The sequence below is a fragment of the Laedolimicola sp. genome (genome assembly GCF_051972735.1).
GTDB lineage: Bacteria > Bacillota > Clostridia > Lachnospirales > Lachnospiraceae > Laedolimicola > Laedolimicola intestinihominis.
The window spans coordinates 1-22255 of record NZ_JBOKYU010000004.1; the positions used below are offsets into that span (position 1 = coordinate 1).

20 protein-coding genes are annotated in these 22255 nt (G+C 39.7%); 3 read left to right on the forward strand and 17 right to left on the reverse strand.

The window, feature by feature from the left end:
- From ACTRC3_RS02015 to loaP, 13 genes are all read right to left on the reverse strand, one after another.
- The coding region (locus ACTRC3_RS02015) for a hypothetical protein (RefSeq protein ID WP_440321153.1) at window positions 1-1094 on the reverse strand (1094 nt) is incomplete at its 3' end.
- A gap of 273 nt (window positions 1095-1367) precedes the next feature.
- Window positions 1368-2711, reverse strand: coding sequence for an antiviral reverse transcriptase Drt2 (drt2, locus tag ACTRC3_RS02020; RefSeq protein WP_440321155.1), 1344 nt, complete (start codon window positions 2709-2711; stop codon window positions 1368-1370).
- A gap of 1445 nt (window positions 2712-4156) precedes the next feature.
- Window positions 4157-5263, reverse strand: a complete 1107-nt coding sequence (locus ACTRC3_RS02025; protein WP_440321157.1) for an acyltransferase — start codon at window positions 5261-5263, stop codon at window positions 4157-4159.
- On the reverse strand, window positions 5263-6222 hold the full coding sequence (locus ACTRC3_RS02030; RefSeq protein WP_440321158.1) for a glycosyltransferase family 92 protein: 960 nt from the start codon (window positions 6220-6222) through the stop codon (window positions 5263-5265). Before ACTRC3_RS02030 ends, ACTRC3_RS02025 begins: the two co-directional genes overlap by 1 nt.
- Window positions 6203-7537, reverse strand: a complete 1335-nt coding sequence (locus ACTRC3_RS02035; RefSeq protein ID WP_440321160.1) for a lipopolysaccharide biosynthesis protein — start codon at window positions 7535-7537, stop codon at window positions 6203-6205. Before ACTRC3_RS02035 ends, ACTRC3_RS02030 begins: the two co-directional genes overlap by 20 nt.
- 18 nt (window positions 7538-7555) lie before the next feature.
- The gene (locus tag ACTRC3_RS02040) at window positions 7556-8488 is read right to left on the reverse strand and encodes an NAD-dependent epimerase/dehydratase family protein (protein ID WP_440321162.1); all 933 of its coding nucleotides are present in this window, start codon (window positions 8486-8488) and stop codon (window positions 7556-7558) included.
- Window positions 8489-8500: 12 nt separating this feature from the next.
- Window positions 8501-9415: a glycosyltransferase gene (locus ACTRC3_RS02045; RefSeq protein WP_440321164.1), complete on the reverse strand. Its 915-nt coding sequence runs from the start codon at window positions 9413-9415 to the stop codon at window positions 8501-8503.
- 1 nt (window position 9416) lies between these two features.
- Entirely contained in the window at window positions 9417-10034 is a 618-nt protein-coding gene (locus ACTRC3_RS02050; protein ID WP_440321166.1) for a CatB-related O-acetyltransferase, read from the reverse strand.
- Window positions 10006-11271, reverse strand: a complete 1266-nt coding sequence (locus ACTRC3_RS02055; protein WP_440321168.1) for an O-antigen ligase family protein — start codon at window positions 11269-11271, stop codon at window positions 10006-10008. Before ACTRC3_RS02055 ends, ACTRC3_RS02050 begins: the two co-directional genes overlap by 29 nt.
- A 52-nt stretch (window positions 11272-11323) precedes the next feature.
- Entirely contained in the window at window positions 11324-12163 is an 840-nt protein-coding gene (locus ACTRC3_RS02060) for a glycosyltransferase (RefSeq protein WP_440321170.1), read from the reverse strand.
- 35 nt (window positions 12164-12198) lie between these two features.
- Complete coding sequence (locus ACTRC3_RS02065; protein WP_440321171.1) at window positions 12199-12834, reverse strand: glycosyltransferase; 636 nt, start codon at window positions 12832-12834, stop codon at window positions 12199-12201.
- Between the two features lie 717 nt (window positions 12835-13551).
- Window positions 13552-14784 carry a beta 1-4 rhamnosyltransferase Cps2T gene (cps2T, locus tag ACTRC3_RS02070; RefSeq protein WP_440321173.1) on the reverse strand — a complete coding sequence of 411 codons (1233 nt, stop codon included), beginning with the start codon at window positions 14782-14784 and terminating at the stop codon, window positions 13552-13554.
- A gap of 82 nt (window positions 14785-14866) precedes the next feature.
- Window positions 14867-15394 carry an antiterminator LoaP gene (gene loaP / locus ACTRC3_RS02075; protein WP_440321175.1) on the reverse strand — a complete coding sequence of 176 codons (528 nt, stop codon included), beginning with the start codon at window positions 15392-15394 and terminating at the stop codon, window positions 14867-14869.
- Window positions 15395-15727: 333 nt separating this feature from the next.
- Between loaP and ACTRC3_RS02080 the strand changes: the two genes are divergently transcribed.
- On the forward strand, window positions 15728-17110 hold the full coding sequence (locus ACTRC3_RS02080) for an alanine/glycine:cation symporter family protein (RefSeq protein WP_440321177.1): 1383 nt from the start codon (window positions 15728-15730) through the stop codon (window positions 17108-17110).
- 31 nt (window positions 17111-17141) lie between these two features.
- Here the strand turns inward: ACTRC3_RS02080 and ACTRC3_RS02085 are convergent, their stop codons facing one another.
- From ACTRC3_RS02085 to ACTRC3_RS02100, 4 genes are all read right to left on the reverse strand, one after another.
- Window positions 17142-17882 (reverse strand): hypothetical protein, encoded by a 741-nt coding sequence (locus ACTRC3_RS02085; protein ID WP_440321179.1) that lies wholly within the window; start codon window positions 17880-17882, stop codon window positions 17142-17144.
- A complete protein-coding gene (locus ACTRC3_RS02090) occupies window positions 17879-19075 on the reverse strand; it encodes an AAA family ATPase (protein ID WP_440321180.1) in 1197 nt (398 codons plus the stop codon). The genes ACTRC3_RS02085 and ACTRC3_RS02090 overlap by 4 nt, the downstream gene beginning before the upstream one ends.
- Before the next feature lie 78 nt (window positions 19076-19153).
- Window positions 19154-20056 (reverse strand): LarC family nickel insertion protein, encoded by a 903-nt coding sequence (locus ACTRC3_RS02095; protein ID WP_440321182.1) that lies wholly within the window; start codon window positions 20054-20056, stop codon window positions 19154-19156.
- Window positions 20049-20939 (reverse strand): LysR family transcriptional regulator, encoded by an 891-nt coding sequence (locus ACTRC3_RS02100; protein ID WP_440321184.1) that lies wholly within the window; start codon window positions 20937-20939, stop codon window positions 20049-20051. The genes ACTRC3_RS02095 and ACTRC3_RS02100 overlap by 8 nt, the downstream gene beginning before the upstream one ends.
- Before the next feature lie 104 nt (window positions 20940-21043).
- Between ACTRC3_RS02100 and ACTRC3_RS02105 the strand changes: the two genes are divergently transcribed.
- Entirely contained in the window at window positions 21044-21604 is a 561-nt protein-coding gene (locus ACTRC3_RS02105; RefSeq protein WP_440321185.1) for a chromate transporter, read from the forward strand.
- 79 nt (window positions 21605-21683) lie between these two features.
- Window positions 21684-22253, forward strand: a complete 570-nt coding sequence (locus ACTRC3_RS02110) for a chromate transporter (RefSeq protein WP_440321187.1) — start codon at window positions 21684-21686, stop codon at window positions 22251-22253.
- Window positions 22254-22255 lie beyond the last annotated feature (2 nt).

The window sequence follows — 22255 nt, forward strand, 5'->3', positions numbered from 1 at the left end:
TTCCTTTCATTTTTGTTGAATGATTTGTTTCTGGAGAATTCGTCTAACACCATTTTCAAAATTGTATGATGTGTTTTTTCTTCTATCATACAAGGCAAATATTTTCTGACGTAAAATTCAAATGCCCCTGTAATTTGAAGGCTTTGCTGCAAATCAATCAGTCTCCGGCGTTTTGCTGATGGATGAATACTCGCTATTGATATCGCCGCAGCTTCAAAAGCATTCTCACTCTCAGCATCCTTTGCGATCAATGCAAACAAACCATCGATATGTTTCAAAAACGCAGACACATAAAATGTCTTACTGATGATTTTATTCGGTTCCGGGCTTTCTCTATATTTATTATAAAAATACATTGTCGAACTAATACTATTGGTACAATCAACTACTTTTTTCCCATCTCTTCTTTTATCTGGGTATTCCCCTTTCAACTCCATACATACACAATCTGTATTTCTTCGATTACATATGAACGCAAACGCAGAATCCACAACCTCATACAATTTTTCCAAGAACTTCACTTCTCCAGTTGCCTCAAATTCAATGCAAAGCTTCGATTCTGTCTGCATTGAAGTATTCGCATAACCCATGGTTCCGTTTGCAGCAACTATAAAAGAGGTTTTACATTCTTTTCCAAACAGTGTTAAATTAAATTCTTTTTTTACAACAGGGCTTCCTTTAAAAAGAATACTATCATCACTTTGTATTTCAGCAATATCTCTCGACGGACAAAAATACTGTAATTCAGCAAATGTGAATATAGCCTGATGAAACTTGCTCCCCGCCCTGAAATTTTGGATTACCCAATCTGCCTGGAAATTATAATTAATGGGAAACAAATGATTTTCACCAATCTCCAAGGGTAACTGCGAGCCAAATGCATATTGCTTATTGTCGAAAGATCTTCCCAACATTACATTTTCATTATCTAGCTCTGGAATTCCTTCATACATATGTATGGTAACGATACCATCCTTAAAATCATATGCAAAATGCTTGTTTTCTCTTTTTAGACATATGTAGCCTGAATGATTTATCTCTTTATTGGTCATTTTGATTTTCCTTTTTTCATCAACCTCTTTGTATGCACGCATTTGACAAGTCTCGCATTAAGTTTCTATCTTTTTCTCTTGAACTTACATTTAATAGGGTCTGACCCCAATGCTACAATCCCCGTTAGAATGCAGGGATTTTTGATGGGTGGTACTCATGTTTGAGGATATACGCTCATCTCTTTCTGCACCTGGTTCGTAAATGTAACTCTCTTATACTTTTCTGATTTTATCACACTTTTAGCACTTATCTCGTTCTCATCAAATGCCACCTTTCATGAGTCCTCATTGAGACTCAAAAAACTATTCTTACTACTAAAAAATTTCGTCTAGTACACGTCGAATTTTAATCATGTGTTTTCTTGTTTTTCTATCTATAGGTTCATCGTCCCCAAAGACATTTTGAGCCCGTTGAACATATGTTATAAAGTTGCCTTTCACATGGCCATTGGAATCTTTTAAATACGCTCCTTTAACAGAATACTGTTCATACAGATTTTTACAGCTTATTTTCTTTCCTGAAGACGTATATCCTCCATTTTTTACAATAGTCTTTAGCTTGCGATGCAACCTGTAATAATATTTTGAAATGGTCTTATCTCTAATCGTAACTTCATTACCATCGAATGTGAACCCCAGGTAATCAATCTCATTTTTCCCATTAGCCACGCCATCTAAAAACATTGCATTACAGCTTTCCAATTTTGTGCTTGTATACTTATATATTTGCGTTTTTTCTGGTTGTAAAATTAAATTAGGAACCAATTTAATTTCATCTAATATATCTTCTAACATCATTTTAAATTCATTGTTTGATAATTGCGGTAAGACAATTATAAAATCGTCACTATAACGCATGTACAAGCCATTACTCTTTCTTACCAGCTTATGCATACTCTCATCTATTTTTAGCATATAAATATTAGCCAAAACCGCACTAATTGCTGAACCTTGTGGTATTCCATAACTTTCTTTATGTTTAATTACAAACTCTTTTTTATATTTTTTAAATTTTTTTGCAGATAAAACTCTACGTTTAGAATTTAAATTTTGTATATTCTCCTCCGTATCAGCCTGTCCATTCAACTTAAGTAATTCCGTCAATTCCCATATGGAATATTTCGTTATATTTTTAAATACAGCATAGTAATCTGCAGGTAATTCCTTGACACCTAGGACATCACACATTCGCCCTTTCAAATAAACATGATCTAATGAATCAAAAAAATTTGAAAAATCTCCTATAATTACAAAACAGTCCTTCGCTTCCCTAATACAATCAAACGCCGCTTTTGCAAAATGAATATTGCTTTTGTGTAAATTATCTCTATAAGCAACTGCAACCATATTCATGTCATGTTCTGCCAAATACTTATCATATTTTTGATTTAAAAGATACCCATAATAAGAATATATATATCTATCAACATGCGCAGAATAACATAAATGACGAGACTTTTCTTTAACTTTCCCTACCCCTGCCGTTTTTGTAAACTTATTAAACTTCTTTTCATAATGAATAAATGGATAGAAACCATGCCTTACTATGTTTTCCGGATTACTAATATAATCCCATACCTTATCTAACGAAACCTTTTCATCAAAATGTGCATATTTTCTTGCTTTTGCATTTTTTTCTTTCCACTTCTGTAACTCCATAACATTTCCTCATATAGCGAAAGACCCATCAGCATGAGGGATAGCATCTCTAAACTGACAGGTCTTCTTTCAACGTGGTATTCAATTTTGTCTCACGACAGCATTGGTGGTTCCAGCTATCCATTATTCGTTCAATCCAGATCTATATTAGAATAGATAAGAAGGAGATGATTCCAATTAACATTTTCATGTGGTTATTAGCACTCATAAGTTTGCAACCAGAACACCAGTCATATCTGAAAGAGCTCTTTCAGGTATTGACAACAATTCCTTTCCCTTACATCTTATATGTAAGGCGCTTTTAATATAACCTATAAACTCCTAGATGTCAATACATCACCCCATCCCTCAGCACAATACTGAACATTTCACAGACTCGGTTCATCATGGGCACCTACTGTTCTTTGAGGGAAAAAGCTACCGTATGGAGCATTCCCTCAAGTTTAATGGGGTCTGACCCCAATGCTATATCTAAAGAGAATTACCAATATTGAAGCTTCTTTACTATATCTTTTTGCAAAAAGAGCACAGGCAATTCCGGTTAACAGATACGCGAATGCAGACATTGCTCTCAAACCCATCACAGAATATCCGAAAATCTCAAACCCCAAAACAATTCCCCAGAAGCTCATAGACGGTTTCAGATTCCAATAATCTGGTTGATAATTGTAGGTATGCATTATGTAATCATTATTTTGTATCATTTCATATGCATTGACACCATGTCTTGCTTCGTCCCAAGAATTGACTCATTGAACATCTAATTTTTAATAACAAAAAAGAGCCAGAATTGCAATTGCAAAAACAAAAAACACTGTGTAGTATTTTTCGAAAACATTTAATACTTTTTTATATAACATTTTATCGCGTTATCCTTTATCATACTTTTTCAAAATGAAATATTCCTTATATCAAGGACTAAGTGTTTTAAATCCTCAACAATTTTTTCAAATCGTTGCTGCTGTTTAAGGCAACTACCAGCACTACCAATGCGTTTTAACTCAAACGCTTCCATTGCACTCTTTTTTGACTGCAAGCTATTATGTCATACTTTACAAAGAACCCCGTCCCTGTGATTATTGTGCCATCTGAATTTAAACAAGATAATTGAACTGTACTATATGTAAGTTGATCCGATGTATTCATATTTAATTTTTCTGAATCCATTTTATAATACTGTCTCCTTTCAAGGTACTTTTGAACCAGATTTACTGTTTGTTTAAAGTTTGATTATCCAGTACCACTAATAATTTTATATTCCTCTGTTTCCATTTCACCCTTCATTACCACAGAAATATCATATCCCTATCCAATTACTTTTAACTATGAAGAATTTTTACAACACAATATTTCTGTGATAATGAAGAATGAAATTTTTTACCATAATTCAGGGATAGAGTGCTTCTTACTCCAATCCCTGAACTATTATCTCTTAATACTTATGTTCAAAAATCATTAAATTTTTTTCTTACATATGCTTTTATACAGTCATAGACTTTCATATATTTTGGTTCAATCCATTGTATCCTAAAGCGATCCAATACAGCACACACACCAAATACTATACCTGTCCACAAAAGTACTTTTATTGCAAAATAATTTTCCTTGTACATTTCAGGAATATTTAAAATTCCATTCCATATCCATTGCCTAGCAAAAATATTATCATGAAGTAAGTATACTCCAAATGTTGTTGCTGAAATATAATTAATCATTCCTGAACATATCTTCAATTGCTTAAACATTAAAAATAATGATATACTTCCCAATGTAATAAATATATACTTAATAACTGGCCACAACCTGATTATACTCAATGGTATCAATGTATTTGTGCCTCCGCTTGTTAAATAGATACCGTATGAGTATCCTGTCCAAGCTATAACCAGAAACAATATATTATATAGCTTATTACTTCTTTCGTTTTTACAATACTTTTTTATATAGGCTCCAATTAAAAAATATGTAATTGCAATTTGCAAATCATACTGCTTTGTATATAAATATCCAGATAATGCGTAAAAGAAAAACCAACTGCATCCAATAAAACATATCCAGCCTTTTTTATTAAGCTTTATTTCAACATTATATAATATTGGCAAAAATAGAATCAGCATAATATACGCTGTTACAAACCACCATACACCACTCATTTGTGGCAACAATACGTAACTAAGCATATTTTTAAATATGGCTTCTTGAGATATTCCAATATATTTAAACCCGATAATATTACTTATCAAATAGAACAGCACCATAAGCAAGCCATATGTTTGAACCTCAAGCCATATTTTTTTAATACTGCCCTGCTTCTTTTCACACAGGAAATAACCTGTGAGCATAAAAAACACAGCCACACCTACTTCTCCACCAGGATAAAACAAGCACGCTGCTATTTGATTACTCAAGTTCCCTTCAGCCCATAAATTTCCATAATTTTGAGTAAGAATATTGTTAAATAGACCATGGTATACTAAATGATGGCTCACAATCATTACCATTGCTATAATCCTTAATAATTCGAAATTGGATTCTCTTTTTATTTGTCGCATTATCGGAATCCTCTCATTGCTTTTTTCAACTTGATTAAGTATCTATACGCGTGATAATCTGTTTTCGAACATAATTTCTCATGCCGATAAAAATACTCTAAGTTATGCGGATTGTCTGCAAAATAAACATCACCTTTTCCAGCTTTATCAATATACTCTTGATATGACTTCGTGAAATAATGATTTATAACAATAGGAAATTCTCCACTATCGGCCCTTTCATACCCGTTACATAAGTGTCCAAAACAATTTACTGGTGGTAACTTATGATTTTTCCATGTTCCCCACAAGTTATGGTGAAATGTCTTATTTTTTAGATAATTTGGTTCAAATCCAAATGCTGTATTATAAAAGCATTTCCCAACTTCATCTATTTTTGCCCAGCAAACAGTAAAGCTCTCCACCACCAAGGTGTCTGCTTCTCTGTCCATTAACCCTGATGTTCCAAAAACATTCCAATTAATTTTCACAGATGGACGATTTCTAAATTGATTTAAAAATTCTTCAATACTATCATACTTTATTGGTACAACAAATTCATCAATATCAATAAAACCTAACCAGCTTGTCTCCTTTGCATACTTTTTTATACAGTCTGTATATGCCTCCATTTGTGCCTGATTTTTAGGCCACTGAATTAATGTAACCATGCCTAATTTTATATAATCCTCTATAACCGTTTCATAATTATCATCTGAGTTATTATTATATAAATAAAAATGTTCTATCCCTATAATTCTGTGAAACTCGATCCATTCTCTCAGGTATTTCCCTTCATTTTTAAAAATCGCACATATAGAAACTTTATACTTTTTTTGTTCTAAGTTTACGGATATCGTTTTCATGCATAAACTATATAAAATATTCTGTATTGTATACATGATTTGTTTAACTATATACTTCTCATTTATCTTTCTCGGTTTATCGTATATATAATATTTATTCTCTGTTTTTATCACTCTGCTTCTCCTTTATTTTTCTTAATTCATCATATGAAACAATTGGGCCAACAATTGCGCTTATCGCTATCGCTATTACTGAACCTAATATGACGCCCTCAACTCCCATCCCTAAATTAACTGCAAAAAAAATAGAAACTGGAATATTTATGAATGCTTGCACTACAGACGCTATTGTTGTCTCTTTTATTCTTCCAATTCCACTTGTCAATGTCGAAAATGTATGAGAAACCATCAGCAAAATACAATATAATGCTGTATATACTATTAACTTATTAGAAAAATGCAATTTTTTTTGTAACCAAATTACAGTAAATGGTCTAAATATAATTCCAGCCATCACCGTTCCAACAGAAAATACGGTTAATATCATCATTGCTCGTTTCAAATTTTTGATAATCCACTTAATATTATTATTTGTATACGCCATTGTATATGCGGACTGTAATGGTACAACTATAACCGCAAAAACTGTGCTTATCATAGCAAAATATTTATAACAAAAACTATACGGTGTAACCACATCCGCTCCTAAATATCTCAGAATAATGATATTATCGGTAGAATTCAATATTAAAGCAGCTATATTCGAAATGAATGTTTGTAAACCAAAGGATAAAATTCCTTGTGAATATTGCATATCTGGCTTTTCAATTTTGATTCTGCATTCCGGATACTTTACATATGCCCAGATACTTCCAATAATATTTTTTAGGAATTGACTTATTCCTTCTATTGTTGCTATAACAAGTATTGTTCCGCTTCCTGTCTTACTATATAAAAGCAGCCCTAAAATATATATTGCCTGTCCTATAATAGTTAAAGCACTAACTGCACTCGCGTTCTGCACTGCATAAAAGATATTATTCACTAATGAAAAAACAAAATTTATGCATACAAATAATATGGCGACCGCAAATATTAAATTAATATTTTCATTAATCTCACCATGAATATTTAATATACTTTTTAAATCTATTATTTTTAAAAAAAACGCAACTACAATAAATGCCACAAATGAAATTGTACTTAATATTGCATATGAAACACTGATATATTTTTCCGCCTGTTCTTTCTTTTTCTCTGCCAGGCTTTCGCTAAGACGAATACGAAGGCCGTTACCAATTCCCAAATCCAAATAATAAATCCAGGATACGATAGATAACAGCGATACCCACACTCCATATTTTTCTTCCCCCAAGCAATTAAGGATCAATGGAGCCGATATAAGTGATAGCACCATTCCGATACCTTTATATAAAACCGATAATGCTGAGTTTTTAAAGACCTTCTTACTACTATATGTTATCTCCATCTATATTCTCCGTATCTGTTATACTATCATCCCTGTATTTTTCATAAATTCAGCCGTTTTCTTTATCCCCTCTTGTAGACATATTGGTTTCAATTTTCCGTAAGCTTCCTCATACCTTCTTATATCTAAATAATTTTCTGGTACATCTGTTGACCTTGCCGCAATATAATTAACTGTTAGATCTTTTCTTACTGAATTTTTTATAGCTTCTATAACTTCATTTACACTGGTTCCTTTTCCAGATCCTAAATTAAATACACGAAGTTCACTTTCACCTTCTACTATATTTTTTATTCCTCGGACTGCATCTTCAATATAAATAAAATCTCGAACCACCGTTCCATCTCCATACACTTCCAATATTCCATCTGTTAATGCCTTATATACAAACGTAGTTACTACTCCAAGCTTTCCATTTGGTCGTTGGTATGGTCCATACGGATTTGCCAATCGTATGATTCTATAATCCAACTTTTCCTGATATCTATACAAATATAACAATTTTTCGATTGTAATTTTCTGTATACCATATGACGAAATTGGATAAGTCACCATATCTTCTTCAACTGGACACTTTCCCTTTTTTCCATATACAGCTCCGCCCGAAGAAATAAATACGATTTTTTTTACCTTTTGTCGAACACATGCATCTAGTAATTTACATGTAACCACAACATTTGCTTCTAACTCTTCCCCTATATTTCGATTTGAATTTCCTGGAATCACTGTAGATGCTAAATGATAAACAATATCTTGTCCCTCTACTTGAGCATCAAAATCTGCTTCTAATGAAAAATCTCCTACTTTAAAATTAAGTGGCACTTTTAATGCCTTTAATGTTAAAAAGAATTTTTCATCTCTATCGATAACTGTTACTTCATCTGTCAATGACAACTGCAATGCTATATTTGTCCCGATAAACCCAGCTCCGCCAATTAATGCTATTTTCATATTCTCAATCCTTTATTTATGTGCGATTTTATTTTTCACGCGTTTTGCCAACCACTTCACGAGTCCCATATTTAATTCACTTTTATTGTAATAGACCTCTATAGCCTCTTTATATCCTGACAAATCATAGGAACATGCTTTTTTTCGTATAATATATCGCCAATACAATCCGCTAATGAATTCCAAATTATCTTTCTTAACATTCAAAAATGTTCCAATACTTATACTCTTTTCTCTGTAAAGTTGCAGTATTATACTTACATATTCAACTGCAAATGCGTAAAATAAATTGTATTTTCCTTTTTTTGTTTCATCTGTAAGTAGATCTTTCATGATAATTTGATTATCAATAACATACAGCTCTGATTTTCTATTACTGAAAATCAGAGCTGTATGCGGAAATAATGAATTGCACTTTATTGATAAATCAATATTTTCAAAGTCCTCCTTCCATACTGCCGTTCCAGCTGACCATGAGGACCAATACGACATCGCTCGAATATACTCATCAAATGAACTGTACATATTATATTGCTTCAATTTTTTGTTTTCACCGTTCATAAAATATGTAATCGGTTTTTTCTCCCGATTTTTTTCTGCATATTCAACTAAATACTTTAATCCTCCCGGAACAAATTGCATTCGATGATTTACAAATTTAATCAATTGCCCTTTTGCTATCTTAAATGCTTCAATTTGATTTTCAAAACCAATTGCTGCTGTTTTTTTATATATTAAATTTTGATGTAGCTCAGAGTATTTCTTCATTTTTTGAAAAAATTCTTCATTCTCTCCATTGTCTGTTACAACAATTTCAAATAACTCCTCTGCTATTTGTTCTCTGTAAATACTATCAAGAACAGGAACCACCCATTCTGTTACTCCATTCGTAGGAATGCAAAGTGATAAGAATATCGTCGACGTCATCCTATTTCTCCTTTTTAGGCAACCAGTTCAATTGATCTGTATCATTTAATTCGGTATACAAATCATCTACCTGTTTCTTTATCATTTCATTTGTTAATTTACCATAATCTATTTTCAGTAATTCCTTTATCATCTTTTCAGAAAATCTATATTTAATAACTTTCGCAGGAATTCCACCCACTATCGCATACGGCGGTACGTCTTTTGTAACAACAGAACCCGCAGCAACTATCGCCCCTTGTCCAATATGAACGCCCGATAAAATGGTCGCTCTAAAGCCTATCCACACATCATCCTCTACTATGATATCTCCTTTTGAAATGCTTTCTAATTCCACTGCTCCCAACATTTTCACCTTAAACGGGAATGATGATATGTGATTTGTGTAATGATCCGCACTAAGAATAAACGCTACTTGAGGAGCAATAGAGCAGAAATTTCCTATACTTAATTTTCCTTGTTTTCCATACTTTAAGACATACAGTTCTCCGTATGTCATATTTCCAACATTCACAGCGTTTTCATCAAATAAAGTTATAGGATATGTTCCATTATGCTTATTATGCTTTCTCCATTTTATCTTATATAAACTAATTCGAATTTCCGAAAGTATACCCATTCTTATCCCTCATTTCCTGTCTTTGTTCTAATTCTTCAGAACGATATAATGAATATAACGAACAATACAAACATATCTGATATAACGGATATGTCAAATTATTATCTACAGTAAACATTGCAAACATCGATACTATACTAATAATTGTAAAATTGCAGGCATTCTTCCCATACTTTTTCATTGCAATATGTGGTATTAAAATAAAATAATTCCCTGTCCAAATAAGAAACCCCCAAAAGCCTGTCTCAATGTATAATTGCAGAATACTATTGTGCAAATACTCATAATGATTAACCATCCAGTCACCTAATCCTGCCGTCATGTATCTATGCACAAAGCTAAAGCCTTTTCCAAAATACAAAGGTGATATTTCATACATATCATCAAAATATTTCCAAACATATAATCTATCTGATAAGGTACCTTTTCCGGCTAACACCTGATCGAACGCACCCACATGAATACCAACAACATACAAAAAGCTAAATACTATTGTCAAAACTGAAATTATTTTCAATAGTGTAGTTGCATTCTTATTTGTGTATTTTGTCATCAGAATCATCACTATTCCAACTGCAAGGGACAAGATTGCGCTTCTCTTTGCGCAAAGCACCATTACGACAAATAATAATCCCGTAAAAAATAAATTCGATTTATTCTTATTCTTTTTAACTAGAAAAATATAAAGATAATACAATATCAGTGGTACTACCGCCACTCCGATGTCGTTTCTTTCAAGTTCTTTCCCTAATAATTGTCTAACTGCACTACCCACGCCCACTTTCTGGATTTTAAAAAGAATGATATATGCATATGCTCCTAATACGGAAAATGTCATTACTTTTATTACACTTTTGTCAAACAATATTATCAATGCAATGCTTACAAAAAAGTCAACCACAAGAAACATTGACGTTGTAATTGCCTGTCCTGCCGTTCCTATCTGATCTCCATTTATACTGCATATTAATATTGTATAAAACGAAGTTAAAACAAACGGAATGCAGAACCATACCAAGACCATCCAATATTTGTTCTTTACACGGTTTATATTCTTATATACCCAACCTAAAATTCCTAATAAAGCGACCACAATAAATATCTTTTTTTGCAATTGCAAGCGTCCAGGTATAAATTCTTCTGAAGCATAAGAAATAGCGAGAATAAAGAGAATCGCTCCTATAATTTGCTTTATATATTTTTGTTTTACTTTCCAATCTATATTTTTAACTTTCATTAACGACCTCTGTTTTCTATATATCGGTATATGATACACAAGTATTTCTGCTTTATTGTGAACCTATCATTCCAATAAGCTGTTTCAAGCTATTTAAGCTCCATTTGTAGAAGAACCGCCGCTTTAACCTGCCTTTTTCATATACAGTTTCCGTAGAAGAGCCTTCCTTATGCTTCACTTCAATCTCGTCCAAATAAACCATTTTCAAATGGTTCACTTCTACTTGATATCTTAATATATCTTCCTCAACATACATAAAGGTGCCAGGATACAAACCGTTAAATTTTTTTATATATTCTGTTCCAAAAATTAAACATGCACCGTACAGTTGAAAATCTTTCGAACTATCATATTGAAATTCCTGTATCGGTTTTGCAAAAATCTTTTTAAAAAACAAATCCAGACTAAAAGTATTTAAAGCATATAAAATAAGCGTTTTTAAATATCTTTTTAACACATCTCGCTTACTATAGAACATTCTTGCCACTGGATTCTGATTCATTCCATCAACTAACGATATAATTCTGGGACCAGCAACATCATATCCTTCTTCTATATATGCCTTCTGAACTTTTGTTATGAAATCTGGTTGACTAAAAATCAGATCATTATTTGCTAACACAATAATGTCTGAATGTAATTCTTCTTTTGCATAACAAAACCCTAAATTATTACCTTTTGCAAAGCCTAAATTGGTTTTCGAATATAAAAAGTGTATCCGCTCATTGTCTGAAAATAAATGCTCCACAGATTCTGTTTTCCCGTTTTTTGAACCATTATCCACCACTACAATATCAAAGTTTTTTTCGTCTTGCGTATTCAGTGAGTTTATGCACTCAAGGGTATCTTGTAAATTTTCATAATGTAAAATAACCACTGCAATCCTACACATTTATCTTTCTCCTACATGCTGTTCAATTCCGACACTTACTCTTTATATAAGCTATCGTTTTCCTCCAGAAACTGCTTCCAGGTTTTTATCTGAAGCTCTTCTCTGATATTTTTACGCAGCTTTTCCAAGCTTTCCGCATCCAATGCTCCGATTGTTTTCTTCAGCGCTTCCTTATCTCCCGCCTTTACGACAATTCCGCCATCTCCAACAATATCCTTCGCCCCCACATGCTCGCTCACAATCACCGGCACTACATAGCTCAATGCCTCCAGCACCGTAAAGCCAAAGGTTTCATACCAGACACTAGGCGCAACCAGCACATCGGTATCTGCCATGATTTTACCCAGCTGACTGTATGCAAAGCCTTCTTCCTGAACTACCATATAAGGCTTTCTCACCGAAACCGGGCTGAATAATTTTAATTCAAAATCTCTTTTTCCCTCTTGCCAGAGTTCATCTAGTGCCTGACATAAAACGTTATAGCCTTTAAACGGTTTGGCCGGTGCCAAACTTGTAATGCGAAGCTTGCCGGTGTAACTCCAGGGATTTTTTTCTCTGTTGTCCGCAATATCTTTATGTGTGATACTGATAACTCTGCTGCTTGCCGGTGTAAAATATCTTTTATAGATTTTTTCTGTGACTGTCGAGTTGAAATGAATGCAGTCTATCATGGAAAGCATTCCTATATAATACTGTCTCAATTCTCTGTATTTTTTTGCGTCCTTCTCATCAACCAGAATGTCCTGTGTCTGTGTGTCGTCCGTAAAAAACTCATTTCTGTGTCTTTTACGAAGGAGCTTTACCACGCTTGCATTTTTCAGCTTTCTATATAAGGGCGACTGCATCAGCCATATCTTTTTTAAGGACAACGCGCTCTGATTACAGGAAACGCAGTCTCTACAATTGTGATCATCATCACAGGCTCCATTTTCCTTATATAACGTAACCTTCGGACATAAGCCAAAATAATCGTGCGATGTAAACAGCATCCTTATATTCATTGCTTTTGCTGCCTGAATGAATTCTCTGTGCAGTCCCATTAAGGTATGAATATGAATCACTTCCGGATTTATTTTCTCCAGGAATTCTATATATACTTTTATATCGCAGGCTTCTGTAAATGCGTCTGTTTCCCGGATTCCTTCGTCAAGGGGAACCGGTAACGGATTCACCAATTCATAATTATGGATTCCATGAATGGCTTTTTGTTTTACGATTTTCGGATCATGCTTTACCATTTCCATCTTTCCGGGCCATAAAGCGGATACTTCATCGCCTTTGTCGGCCTGTGCGCACATCAAATCATATGCATATTTTGTAAGCCCGCCTGTTCTATATGGCGGAAATCCCAGAAAATAATGTAGAATTCGCACTTGCATTCTCCCTGTTTATTTCGTAAACACAGCCTCATACTCCCCACAAATCTTCCCCCAGGTATAAGCCTCCGCCACTCTCTTCTTCGCTCTTCGGCCCATCTCCCGGATCTCATCTGCAGGCATCTCGTCCGCCCGGTCAATCAGCTTCGCCAGCTCACCCGGCTCTCTGCCCCAGTACAGGGCACTCTCCTCGGCTACCTCCCGGTTAAAGCCCACGTCCACCAGCAGATTCAGGTCGGTGCTGCCCAGCGCCTCGATAAGCGACGGGTTCGTTCCGCCGACGGTGTGCCCATGGAAATACGCGTACGCATTTTCCCGAATCTTCTTTAAAAGCTCCTGGTCGTATACGGTACCCACGAATTTGATTCGCTTGTCCTGTTTAAAATGAAGCTTTTCCTCCAGCTCATTCAGGAACTTTTCATTGACGTTCGTAATCAGGGCAAAATCCCGTTTGGAATGGGACTTCATGAATTCCCTTATCATAATTTCAAAGGAATTCTCCGGGACAAACCGACCGACTACCAGATAATAGTCTTTTTTTCGCAGCCCCTTTTCCCGGTACCAGTTGGCCAGCTTCTCGTCCTCATCAGCCAGCTTGCTGGGCGTCAGGTCTGCGCCGTAGGCGATGAAGGTGGTCTTCGGACTGCGGCCTCCGATGCCTTTGCCGTCGTATTGCTCGTGGATGTATTTCTCAATGTTGATGGAATCGCAGATGACCAGGTCGCTGTATTTCACCATCATCTGTTCGGAGATTTTCCAATATTTCCGGATGGGCTTGCTCCATTTGGCGCGCATCCATTCGTGGCCGTCGGGGTTTAGGTAGACCTGACCGCCCAGACGATGGATTTCCTTATAATAATGCCTTGCAAAGGGACCGATGCGGCAGGCCATGATGTAGATGATGGGATGCGGAATCCGATGCTTGCGGATGTAGCTGCAGCATTCCCGGAGGGCGGCCACGTCGTAGTAGATAGCCTGGGCCGGGCCGATCTGGGGGATGTGGATCTTGAAGCAGCGGGCGTTGTGGAACTCGAATTCCCGGTCAGAGATTCGGGTGACGCCCTCTACTTTGGTCTCATCCATGCAGCCGTCGCCGTTGGCTTTGCAGGCTACGTGATAGCGGATATGCGGGTTGTTCTGATGGTACTCGGTCAGCTTGTATACAAAGGTTTCGTAGCCGCCGTATGCTCCCAGGCTTTTGGCGCCCACCAGAAATACATGCTGTACCTGATTTTCCTGTTTCATAATGCTCCTCGTTTTTTCCCACGACAAAAGCCTGCATACAGCTTTTCTCGCTGTATACAGGCTTCTTTTGTCTCTTTGTTTTTTATTCTTTTCGAATGATTTCCAGCCCCACCGCAATTTCGCGGGGCTCGCCCAGGACGTCGATGGTCAGCCAGGCCAGGCGCTTGTGGCGGTCGATGCGGCGGATGCGGCTCTCCATTCCTTGCAGGGGGCCTTCGGTGACGATGATTTTGTCGCCCTTGAGATAGCCCTCGGAGAAGTCCATAAGCCATTTCCCATGTTGGGCCTGTGTATGAGGCGCCGCCAGGCGGCGGACGGTTTCAATATCATTCGCGGTCATGGCGGTCCATTTTTCGCCGGTGCCGAGGATGCGGGTCATGCGGGGAATCCGTTTCAGGGCCTGGTAGAGCTCCTCCGGGTTCTCGCTGATGACAAACAGATAACCGGGAAAGAGCAGCTCTTCGCTGATCTGCCATTTTCCCCGGTATTTTTTCTTGCGTACAGAGCGCGGCGCGAATACTTCCTCAAAATACTCCTGGATTCGGTAACTTCGAATCTCCTCGATGAGCCGATCTTCGCGTCCTGTTGGTACCTGCAGGACGTACCACATGACTGATTTCCTCCTTTTTTTGGGTAGGCTTCGCCGTTCCGCTTATGAAATATAAGCAGACTCCGCTTGATGCTCTGATCTTTTTTCTCCTCCAACGCGGCAAAGCGACGATTGACCTCAAAAAAATGCTTTTTTATCTAATATATCTTAACACAGTTCCTTTCAAAGGTAAACCTGATTTTGTTTTTTCCGCTTTTTTACTAATGTGCCGTAAATTTTTCGGTGGAAACCCTTAAACCACGTGATCTTTTCTCGCAATCAGCACTAAAATATGGTAAAATTATAAAACATTCGCTATAGTTCAGTTATTTACGGTTATGAGGAGATTTTATTATGTTGGAAACCATCGAACGCATCAACAGCGCCGTCAATGGCTTTGTCTGGGGAATCCCGGCTATGGTCTGTATCATCGGCGTCGGTCTGTATCTGACCATTCGAACCCACGGCATTCAGTTTCGCAAGTTTGGCTATACCTTTAAGGTGACTTTGGGGAAGCTTTTTCATAAGAAGGGAGCCGCCGAGGGCGCAGTGACGCCGTTCCAGGCGGTCTGTACGGCTCTGGCCTCCACGGTCGGCACCGGCAATATCGCAGGCGTAGCGGGCGCCATCGCTCTCGGCGGTCCGGGCGCGGTGTTCTGGATGTGGTGCTCGGCCCTGCTCGGCATGTGTACGAAGTTTTCCGAGGTGACACTGGCTGTACATTTCCGCGAGAAAAACGAGAAGGGCGACTGGGTCGGCGGTCCCATGTATTATATTAAAAATGGTCTCGGACCTAAGTTCAAATGGTTGGCCTGCATCTATGCGGTGCTGGGCGTATTGACCGTCTTCGGTACCGGCAACGCCACCCAGGTCAATACGATTACCACGGCCATCGACACGGCGGTGCTCAGCTATGCTTCTGCTTCGGATCAGTTTATTCATACGATGAATCTGATCATCGGTATCGTTATCGCCGTTGTGGTCGCGATGATTCTGCTGGGCGGCATCAAGCGGATCGGCCAGGTGACGGAGAAGCTGGTTCCGTTTATGGCCCTGTTTTATATTGTTCTTGCCATCGGCGTTATCGCGCTGAATATTCAGCGCGTACCCGCTGTCTTTGCTTCGATTTTCGAGGGCGCATTTACTCCCTCTGCCGTGACCGGCGGCGCGGTCGGTACCTTTTTCCTGAGTATGAAAAATGGCGTATCCCGTGGTATCTTCTCCAATGAGGCCGGCCTCGGTACCGGTTCCATCGCACATGCGGCGGCGGATACCCGTATGGCGGTGAACCAGGGTTATTTCGGTATCTTTGAGGTATTTACGGATACGATTATTATCTGTACCATGACGGCTCTCGTTATTCTGTGCAGCGGCGTGCCGGTGAACTTTGGCGCGGCTGCGGGCGCGGCGCTGACCATCAGCGGATTTACTTCCACCTATGGCAGCTGGGTTTCCATCTTTACGGCGGTGGCTCTTTGCTGTTTCGCTCTGTCTACGATTATCGGCTGGGGCCTCTATGGCACACGCTGCATCGAGTTTCTGTTTGGCTCTAAGGTCAATAAACCTTTTATGGTGGTTTACTCTGCCGTAGCGATTCTCGGTGCGACCGTGGATCTGGGCCTGCTGTGGGGCGTGGCAGATACCTTCAATGGCCTGATGTCCATTCCGAACCTGATTGCCCTGTTTCTGCTTGGCGGAACCATGGTGAAGCTGACGCGGCATCCGGATGCGATTTAATTTAGTTCAACCTACGAAAAGAGGCCAGGATTTATGCTCCCTGACCTCTTTTCATATGTAAAAGATTTTCTTCAAATATTTTAGCACTCATACATAATTCTGTAACTTTATTCCAATTTCTACATACCTCATTGGCAAATTCTTTGAATATAATGGTACTCTTTTTCTCTTTTCTTACCCGAATATCATGATAATATTTCTTCTTTGCAATGACATTTTCCCATGGATTTTTTATTTCTTCTACTTTTTCCATTTCGTCGTATGCTGCCACAATCCAGGCTTCTGTACTATCACAAGGAATGACCGTACATGTATCTTCCATATTGACCAGGCATTTTTCAATCAAATTTTCCAAATGCTTTCTGTATCCCTCTGCACATTCACTGTGATTTGCACACGGAAGAACTATCGGACACTGTTCTCTAACCGTCTTTTCTTCATCACATTTTATCGGATTTTCGATATATTTTTTATCACACAGAGTTGATTCACACCAACAATGTGCGATCTTCTCCTTTCGTGACACATCGCCGTCCATTTGTACAATCAACAAATCCAACCCAGGGGATATCTCTTTCATCAATTTTTCTTTTTGTTCCGCATTATCTGTGCACCATTTCCATACACCTTTCCATCCGTTTCCATATCTTCCGCACAAATCCTGTTCCGGCTGTAACGCATTGAAATGATTCTCTTCTTTTGTAATATGATCTGTAATTGCTTTTAATAAAATATAATCGGTTGGTCCCTCACATACAATTCCTATATTCATATTAACTCCGGAACTCCTCCAAGTCTTCCATTGATCCACAATCTGGACAAGGACTGACCTTCTTTCATCAGTTCCTGTGATACCGTAATTCGTCTAATCTCCGCATGTCCATATTTATCCCTGTCTACAGCAAACAATCTGATATCATCATTTTCCAAATCCAATCCGTCCAGAACCAACGGATTGTGTGTCGTTAGAAATACGTATTTATCATTTTCCAATATCTTCTGACAAAATACCTGTACTAATTTCTTTGCCAGTCTGGGATTTAATGCATGATCAAAACTGTCTACAGCAAACACGGCCGGTCCCTTGGGATGCATTGCCAGGCAAAGCATAAATAAAACATATAAGGCTCCTTCACTTGCATCATATCCTGTGAATTTTGCGGTATCTTTCAAAAAATTATCTGTAAATTCTATAATCTGGCGAGTCATCGGAACGCTCGGATTAATACGTGTTTTTGTAGGCACATTTATTGAAATATCCGCAGCCCAGTCAATTAATTCCAGAACATCCTCCATATATAAAGACCCCATCATGGTATCTCCGTCTTCTACATGAATGATATCCTCTAATGCCTCTGCCAGTCTTCCTCCATTTAAACCAAGTGGTGCCATTTGATTCGGATCTGCCACTGTTCCACGTAAAGTCAATGTATTGGGCTGAAAAATTCCGTAACTTTCAAAATATTTTGCTATTTTTCTTCCCTTTTCCACCTCCGGCTCAGGCTTATCTTCCAATAAAAAGAATCCTATATGGCTATTACTCTGATTTTGAGACGCATTGCTGCGCCCCCATTTCTTTTCTCCATTATACCAGAGTGCTTCTGAATGGTATTTCCAATAATCTTCATCTGCATCCCTGGGCGGTGCCAAATGCACATCATACTTAAAATGTTCCTCTCCCGGAACATCCTCCCATTCGAGTGATAAAGTTATATTTGCTTTAATCCGTTCCACATCTTTAAATCTGGATTTATACATGGATGCAGCACTAAGCCGGACGCCTTTTCTTTGCAGACTGTTATCATTTACGCGATCTGTCATTGCTGCGCTGAGCAAACCCATTGCTTCCAAAATGGTTGTCTTTCCAGCTCCATTTGCTCCTATAAAAACATTTACTTTCCCCGGCTCAAAGGATGCATCATATAATGATTTGAAATTTCTAAAAGAAACCCTTTTTAGCTTCATAACACCACCACTCCTTTGGCATTAAGTATAGCATAGAACCCTGATTAAATATAGCTGTTTTTCCGCTTTTATACATATCTATTCTTTCTTTTCCGCCATTTTTTTCGCTGTCTGGTACACTTCATGATACGACTTCCCCGTCTCCCGCGCGACGCGCTTCACGTCCTCATATTCGGGATAGCATTTTTCGGCGCCGTCGGGCTGTTCGCAGGCTTTGATGCGGACAGTACCGCCGGGAACCCGGGCTTCGAAGAAGCGGCGGGGCAGGGCGGTGCGCTCTACGCGGTAGCGGCGGACGCCGATGGTGGTGGTCTCCCGGAAGAGGATGGCGTCCAGGGCGCGGATCTGGTCTTCGGCGCAGAGAACGGACAGCTGGTAGGCCGGGCGGTTTTTCTTCATGAAAATGGGGGTGAACCAGACGTCCCGTGCTCCGGCTTCGAAGAGGAGATCCATAGTGTAGCCCAGGATTTCTCCGGCGCAGTCGTCGATGTTGCTTTCCAGGATCCAAAGCTCTCCGGCGGGGACTTCTTCGATGAGCATGGCGCGGAGGGTTCTGGGTTCGCGGGTGTTGTTCTCCAAGTTTACATAAGTTGTTCCGGTGCCAACCTTTTTTACTACAAAACGCTCCGGGCAAGCGCCCTCGGCGCGGGCTGCGATGGCCAATCCCAGGGCATCGGTGGGGCCTTTGTCGGACCAGACGGGAGAGGCAGTGATTTTTTCTATCTGTAATTTCTCAAGAAGGAGGTCTATCTGGGGAAGGAGTTCTTCCTGTATGGTTCCCTGCTCCTTACTTTGTCTTTCTATATCCTGTTTTCTTCTTTCCTTTGAAAATCTGATTTCCGTATGCTCCCTTTCTTTTGGAAAGCTTATACGGTCTTTTTCTTCTGTTTCCAGGGCTTCCGCCAGATCTTTCAGCGCCCCCAGCACCATTTCCCCGGTGATTCCCTCGTAGCACTCCAGATATAGTGTATTCTTACTCATGGTCGGTCTCCTCCCCATATTGTTTACATAACTCGATGAAGGTGTTCATATTGCCGGTCAGATATTTACTCTTATGATAAATGATGTTCAGGTTCCGTTCCATGGGTTCGGTCAACGGAACCTGCTCTACGACGCCCTCTTCAATGGCCCGTTCGACCAACAGATAGGGCAATACAGCCACCCCCAGCCCTTCGGCCACCCCCTGAACGATGGCCTGAGTGCTGACACTCTCCATGACCGGATGGACAGCCTGCTGCCGCAGCGCAAAGGCCGCGTCCAGGATTTCCCGGCCTGCGCTGCCCTTTTCCCGCATGAGGAAGGGATGTTCCGCCAATTGCTCCAGGGTTACTTTCTTCCAGCGGCCAAGCGCATGCCCGGGCGGCAGGATGACGGACAGTGCGTCCCGCATAAAGGGCACGGCGCAGATATCCTCATGCTCGGGCTGATTTTCGATAAGACCGATGTCGATGGCATTGTCCAGCACCCGACGCTCGATGAGGGAGGAATTGTTGATCTCTGCTTCCGTCCGCACCTCCGGAAACTGCTCCTGAAAACGGTGCAGCAGCTCCGGCAGGATGTGGGTGCCGATGGTGATGCTGGTGCCGATGCGCAGGGTACCGATGCGGTCCCAGTTTTTGATGCGGGTCTCCATCTCGTCAAAGAGGGACGCAATGTGCAGGGCGTAGCCGTAGAATTCCCGCCCGGCCTCGGTGGGCAGAATCCGCCGTCCCCGCCGCTCGAAGAGCCGCACACCGTAATATTCCTCCAGCTCCTTTACCGCCAGGCTCACCGACGGCTGGGCCAGATGCAGCTCCTCCGCCGCCCGGGTGATGTTGCTGTGCTGAAAGACGGCCACGTAAATTTTCATATGTCGCAGTGTCATGGCTTTCGTTCCTTTATAATAAATTTATTATGATAATTATAAAATAATACTATTTTACATATAAGTCAAGAATCCTTATACTGGTTGCGTAGGAGGGTTTTTCAATGAATAATAAAAAGAAGGTTTTATGGAAAATATTTATCTCGACGCTCTACCTGAGCGCCTTTACCTTCGGCGGCGGTTATGTCATCGTGACGCTGATGAAGAAAAAATTTGTGGATGAATATCACTGGATCGAGGAAGATGAGATGCTGGATCTGGTGGCCATCGCCCAGTCATCGCCGGGCGCTATCGCGGTAAACGGAGCCATCGTGGTGGGCTTTAAGCTGGCGGGACTGCCCGGTACGCTGGTGGCGATTCTGGGGACGATTATTCCGCCATTCCTGATTATCTCGGTGATCTCGATCTTCTATGCGGCGTTCCGCGATAATTTTGTCATCAGCCGACTGCTCCTGGGGATGCAAGCGGGCGTAGGCGCAGTCATCGCTTCCGTGGTCTATGATATGGGCTCTGGCATCGTACACAGTAAAAATATTGTGTCCATCCTGATTATGCTGGCAGCTTTTATCGCGTCCTGTGTGTACGGCATCAATGTCATCTATATTATTTTGGCCTGCGGGACGCTGGGGACGGTACGGACGCTGGCGAAAAATCGGAACAGCTGAGCTGATACCTCGCATACTCCTCATGACAGACAGTCCTGACTTTTGGAAAATGATTTATAAATAGAAAGAGGTTATTGGAATGATTTTACTGGAATTATTTTTAAGCTTTCTGCAGATCGGAGCCTTCAGCTTCGGCGGCGGCTATGCGGCCATGCCGCTGATTCAGGCTCAGGTGGTCATCAAATACGGCTGGCTCACCATGGAAGAATTCACGAACCTGATCACCATCGCGGAAATGACGCCCGGCCCCATCGCAGTCAATTCAGCTACCTTCGTGGGTACGAAAATCGCCGGGGTGCCGGGAGCGCTGGTGGCCACCATGGGCTGTATCCTGCCCTCCTGTATCATCGTGACGCTGATTGCTTCACTCTATCTGAAATATCGGAACCTGTCCCTGATGCAGGGAATCCTGGGGTCGCTCCGGCCTGCGGTAGTGGCCATGATTGCATCGGCTGGGATCTCGATTCTGATTACGGCGTTCTGGGGTAGCAGCGCCGCCATCGCGCTGGCGGATACCAACTGGGATTTGGTGGTGATCTTCATTCTCTGCATCGTGTTATTGCAGAAATGTAAGATGAATCCGATTCTGGTAATGGTGCTGGCGGGCGTAATGAAGGTGGTTGTAGATGTGGTAGTAGGGTTTCTGTAGAA

Coding starts and splice junctions, on each gene's coding strand:
- drt2 (WP_440321155.1), bottom strand. CDS start 2,711: ATGGAGTTACAGAAGTGGAAAGAAAAAAATGCAAAAGCAAGAAAATAT.
- ACTRC3_RS02025 (WP_440321157.1), bottom strand. CDS start 5,263: ATGCGACAAATAAAAAGAGAATCCAATTTCGAATTATTAAGGATTATA.
- ACTRC3_RS02035 (WP_440321160.1), bottom strand. CDS start 7,537: ATGGAGATAACATATAGTAGTAAGAAGGTCTTTAAAAACTCAGCATTA.
- ACTRC3_RS02040 (WP_440321162.1), bottom strand. CDS start 8,488: ATGAAAATAGCATTAATTGGCGGAGCTGGGTTTATCGGGACAAATATA.
- ACTRC3_RS02045 (WP_440321164.1), bottom strand. CDS start 9,415: ATGACGTCGACGATATTCTTATCACTTTGCATTCCTACGAATGGAGTA.
- ACTRC3_RS02050 (WP_440321166.1), bottom strand. CDS start 10,034: ATGGGTATACTTTCGGAAATTCGAATTAGTTTATATAAGATAAAATGG.
- ACTRC3_RS02055 (WP_440321168.1), bottom strand. CDS start 11,271: ATGAAAGTTAAAAATATAGATTGGAAAGTAAAACAAAAATATATAAAG.
- ACTRC3_RS02060 (WP_440321170.1), bottom strand. CDS start 12,163: ATGTGTAGGATTGCAGTGGTTATTTTACATTATGAAAATTTACAAGAT.
- ACTRC3_RS02065 (WP_440321171.1), bottom strand. CDS start 12,834: ATGATAGACTGCATTCATTTCAACTCGACAGTCACAGAAAAAATCTAT.
- cps2T (WP_440321173.1), bottom strand. CDS start 14,784: ATGAAACAGGAAAATCAGGTACAGCATGTATTTCTGGTGGGCGCCAAA.
- loaP (WP_440321175.1), bottom strand. CDS start 15,394: ATGTGGTACGTCCTGCAGGTACCAACAGGACGCGAAGATCGGCTCATC.
- ACTRC3_RS02080 (WP_440321177.1), top strand. CDS start 15,728: ATGTTGGAAACCATCGAACGCATCAACAGCGCCGTCAATGGCTTTGTC.
- ACTRC3_RS02085 (WP_440321179.1), bottom strand. CDS start 17,882: ATGAATATAGGAATTGTATGTGAGGGACCAACCGATTATATTTTATTA.
- ACTRC3_RS02090 (WP_440321180.1), bottom strand. CDS start 19,075: ATGAAGCTAAAAAGGGTTTCTTTTAGAAATTTCAAATCATTATATGAT.
- ACTRC3_RS02095 (WP_440321182.1), bottom strand. CDS start 20,056: ATGAGTAAGAATACACTATATCTGGAGTGCTACGAGGGAATCACCGGG.
- ACTRC3_RS02100 (WP_440321184.1), bottom strand. CDS start 20,939: ATGACACTGCGACATATGAAAATTTACGTGGCCGTCTTTCAGCACAGC.
- ACTRC3_RS02105 (WP_440321185.1), top strand. CDS start 21,044: ATGAATAATAAAAAGAAGGTTTTATGGAAAATATTTATCTCGACGCTC.
- ACTRC3_RS02110 (WP_440321187.1), top strand. CDS start 21,684: ATGATTTTACTGGAATTATTTTTAAGCTTTCTGCAGATCGGAGCCTTC.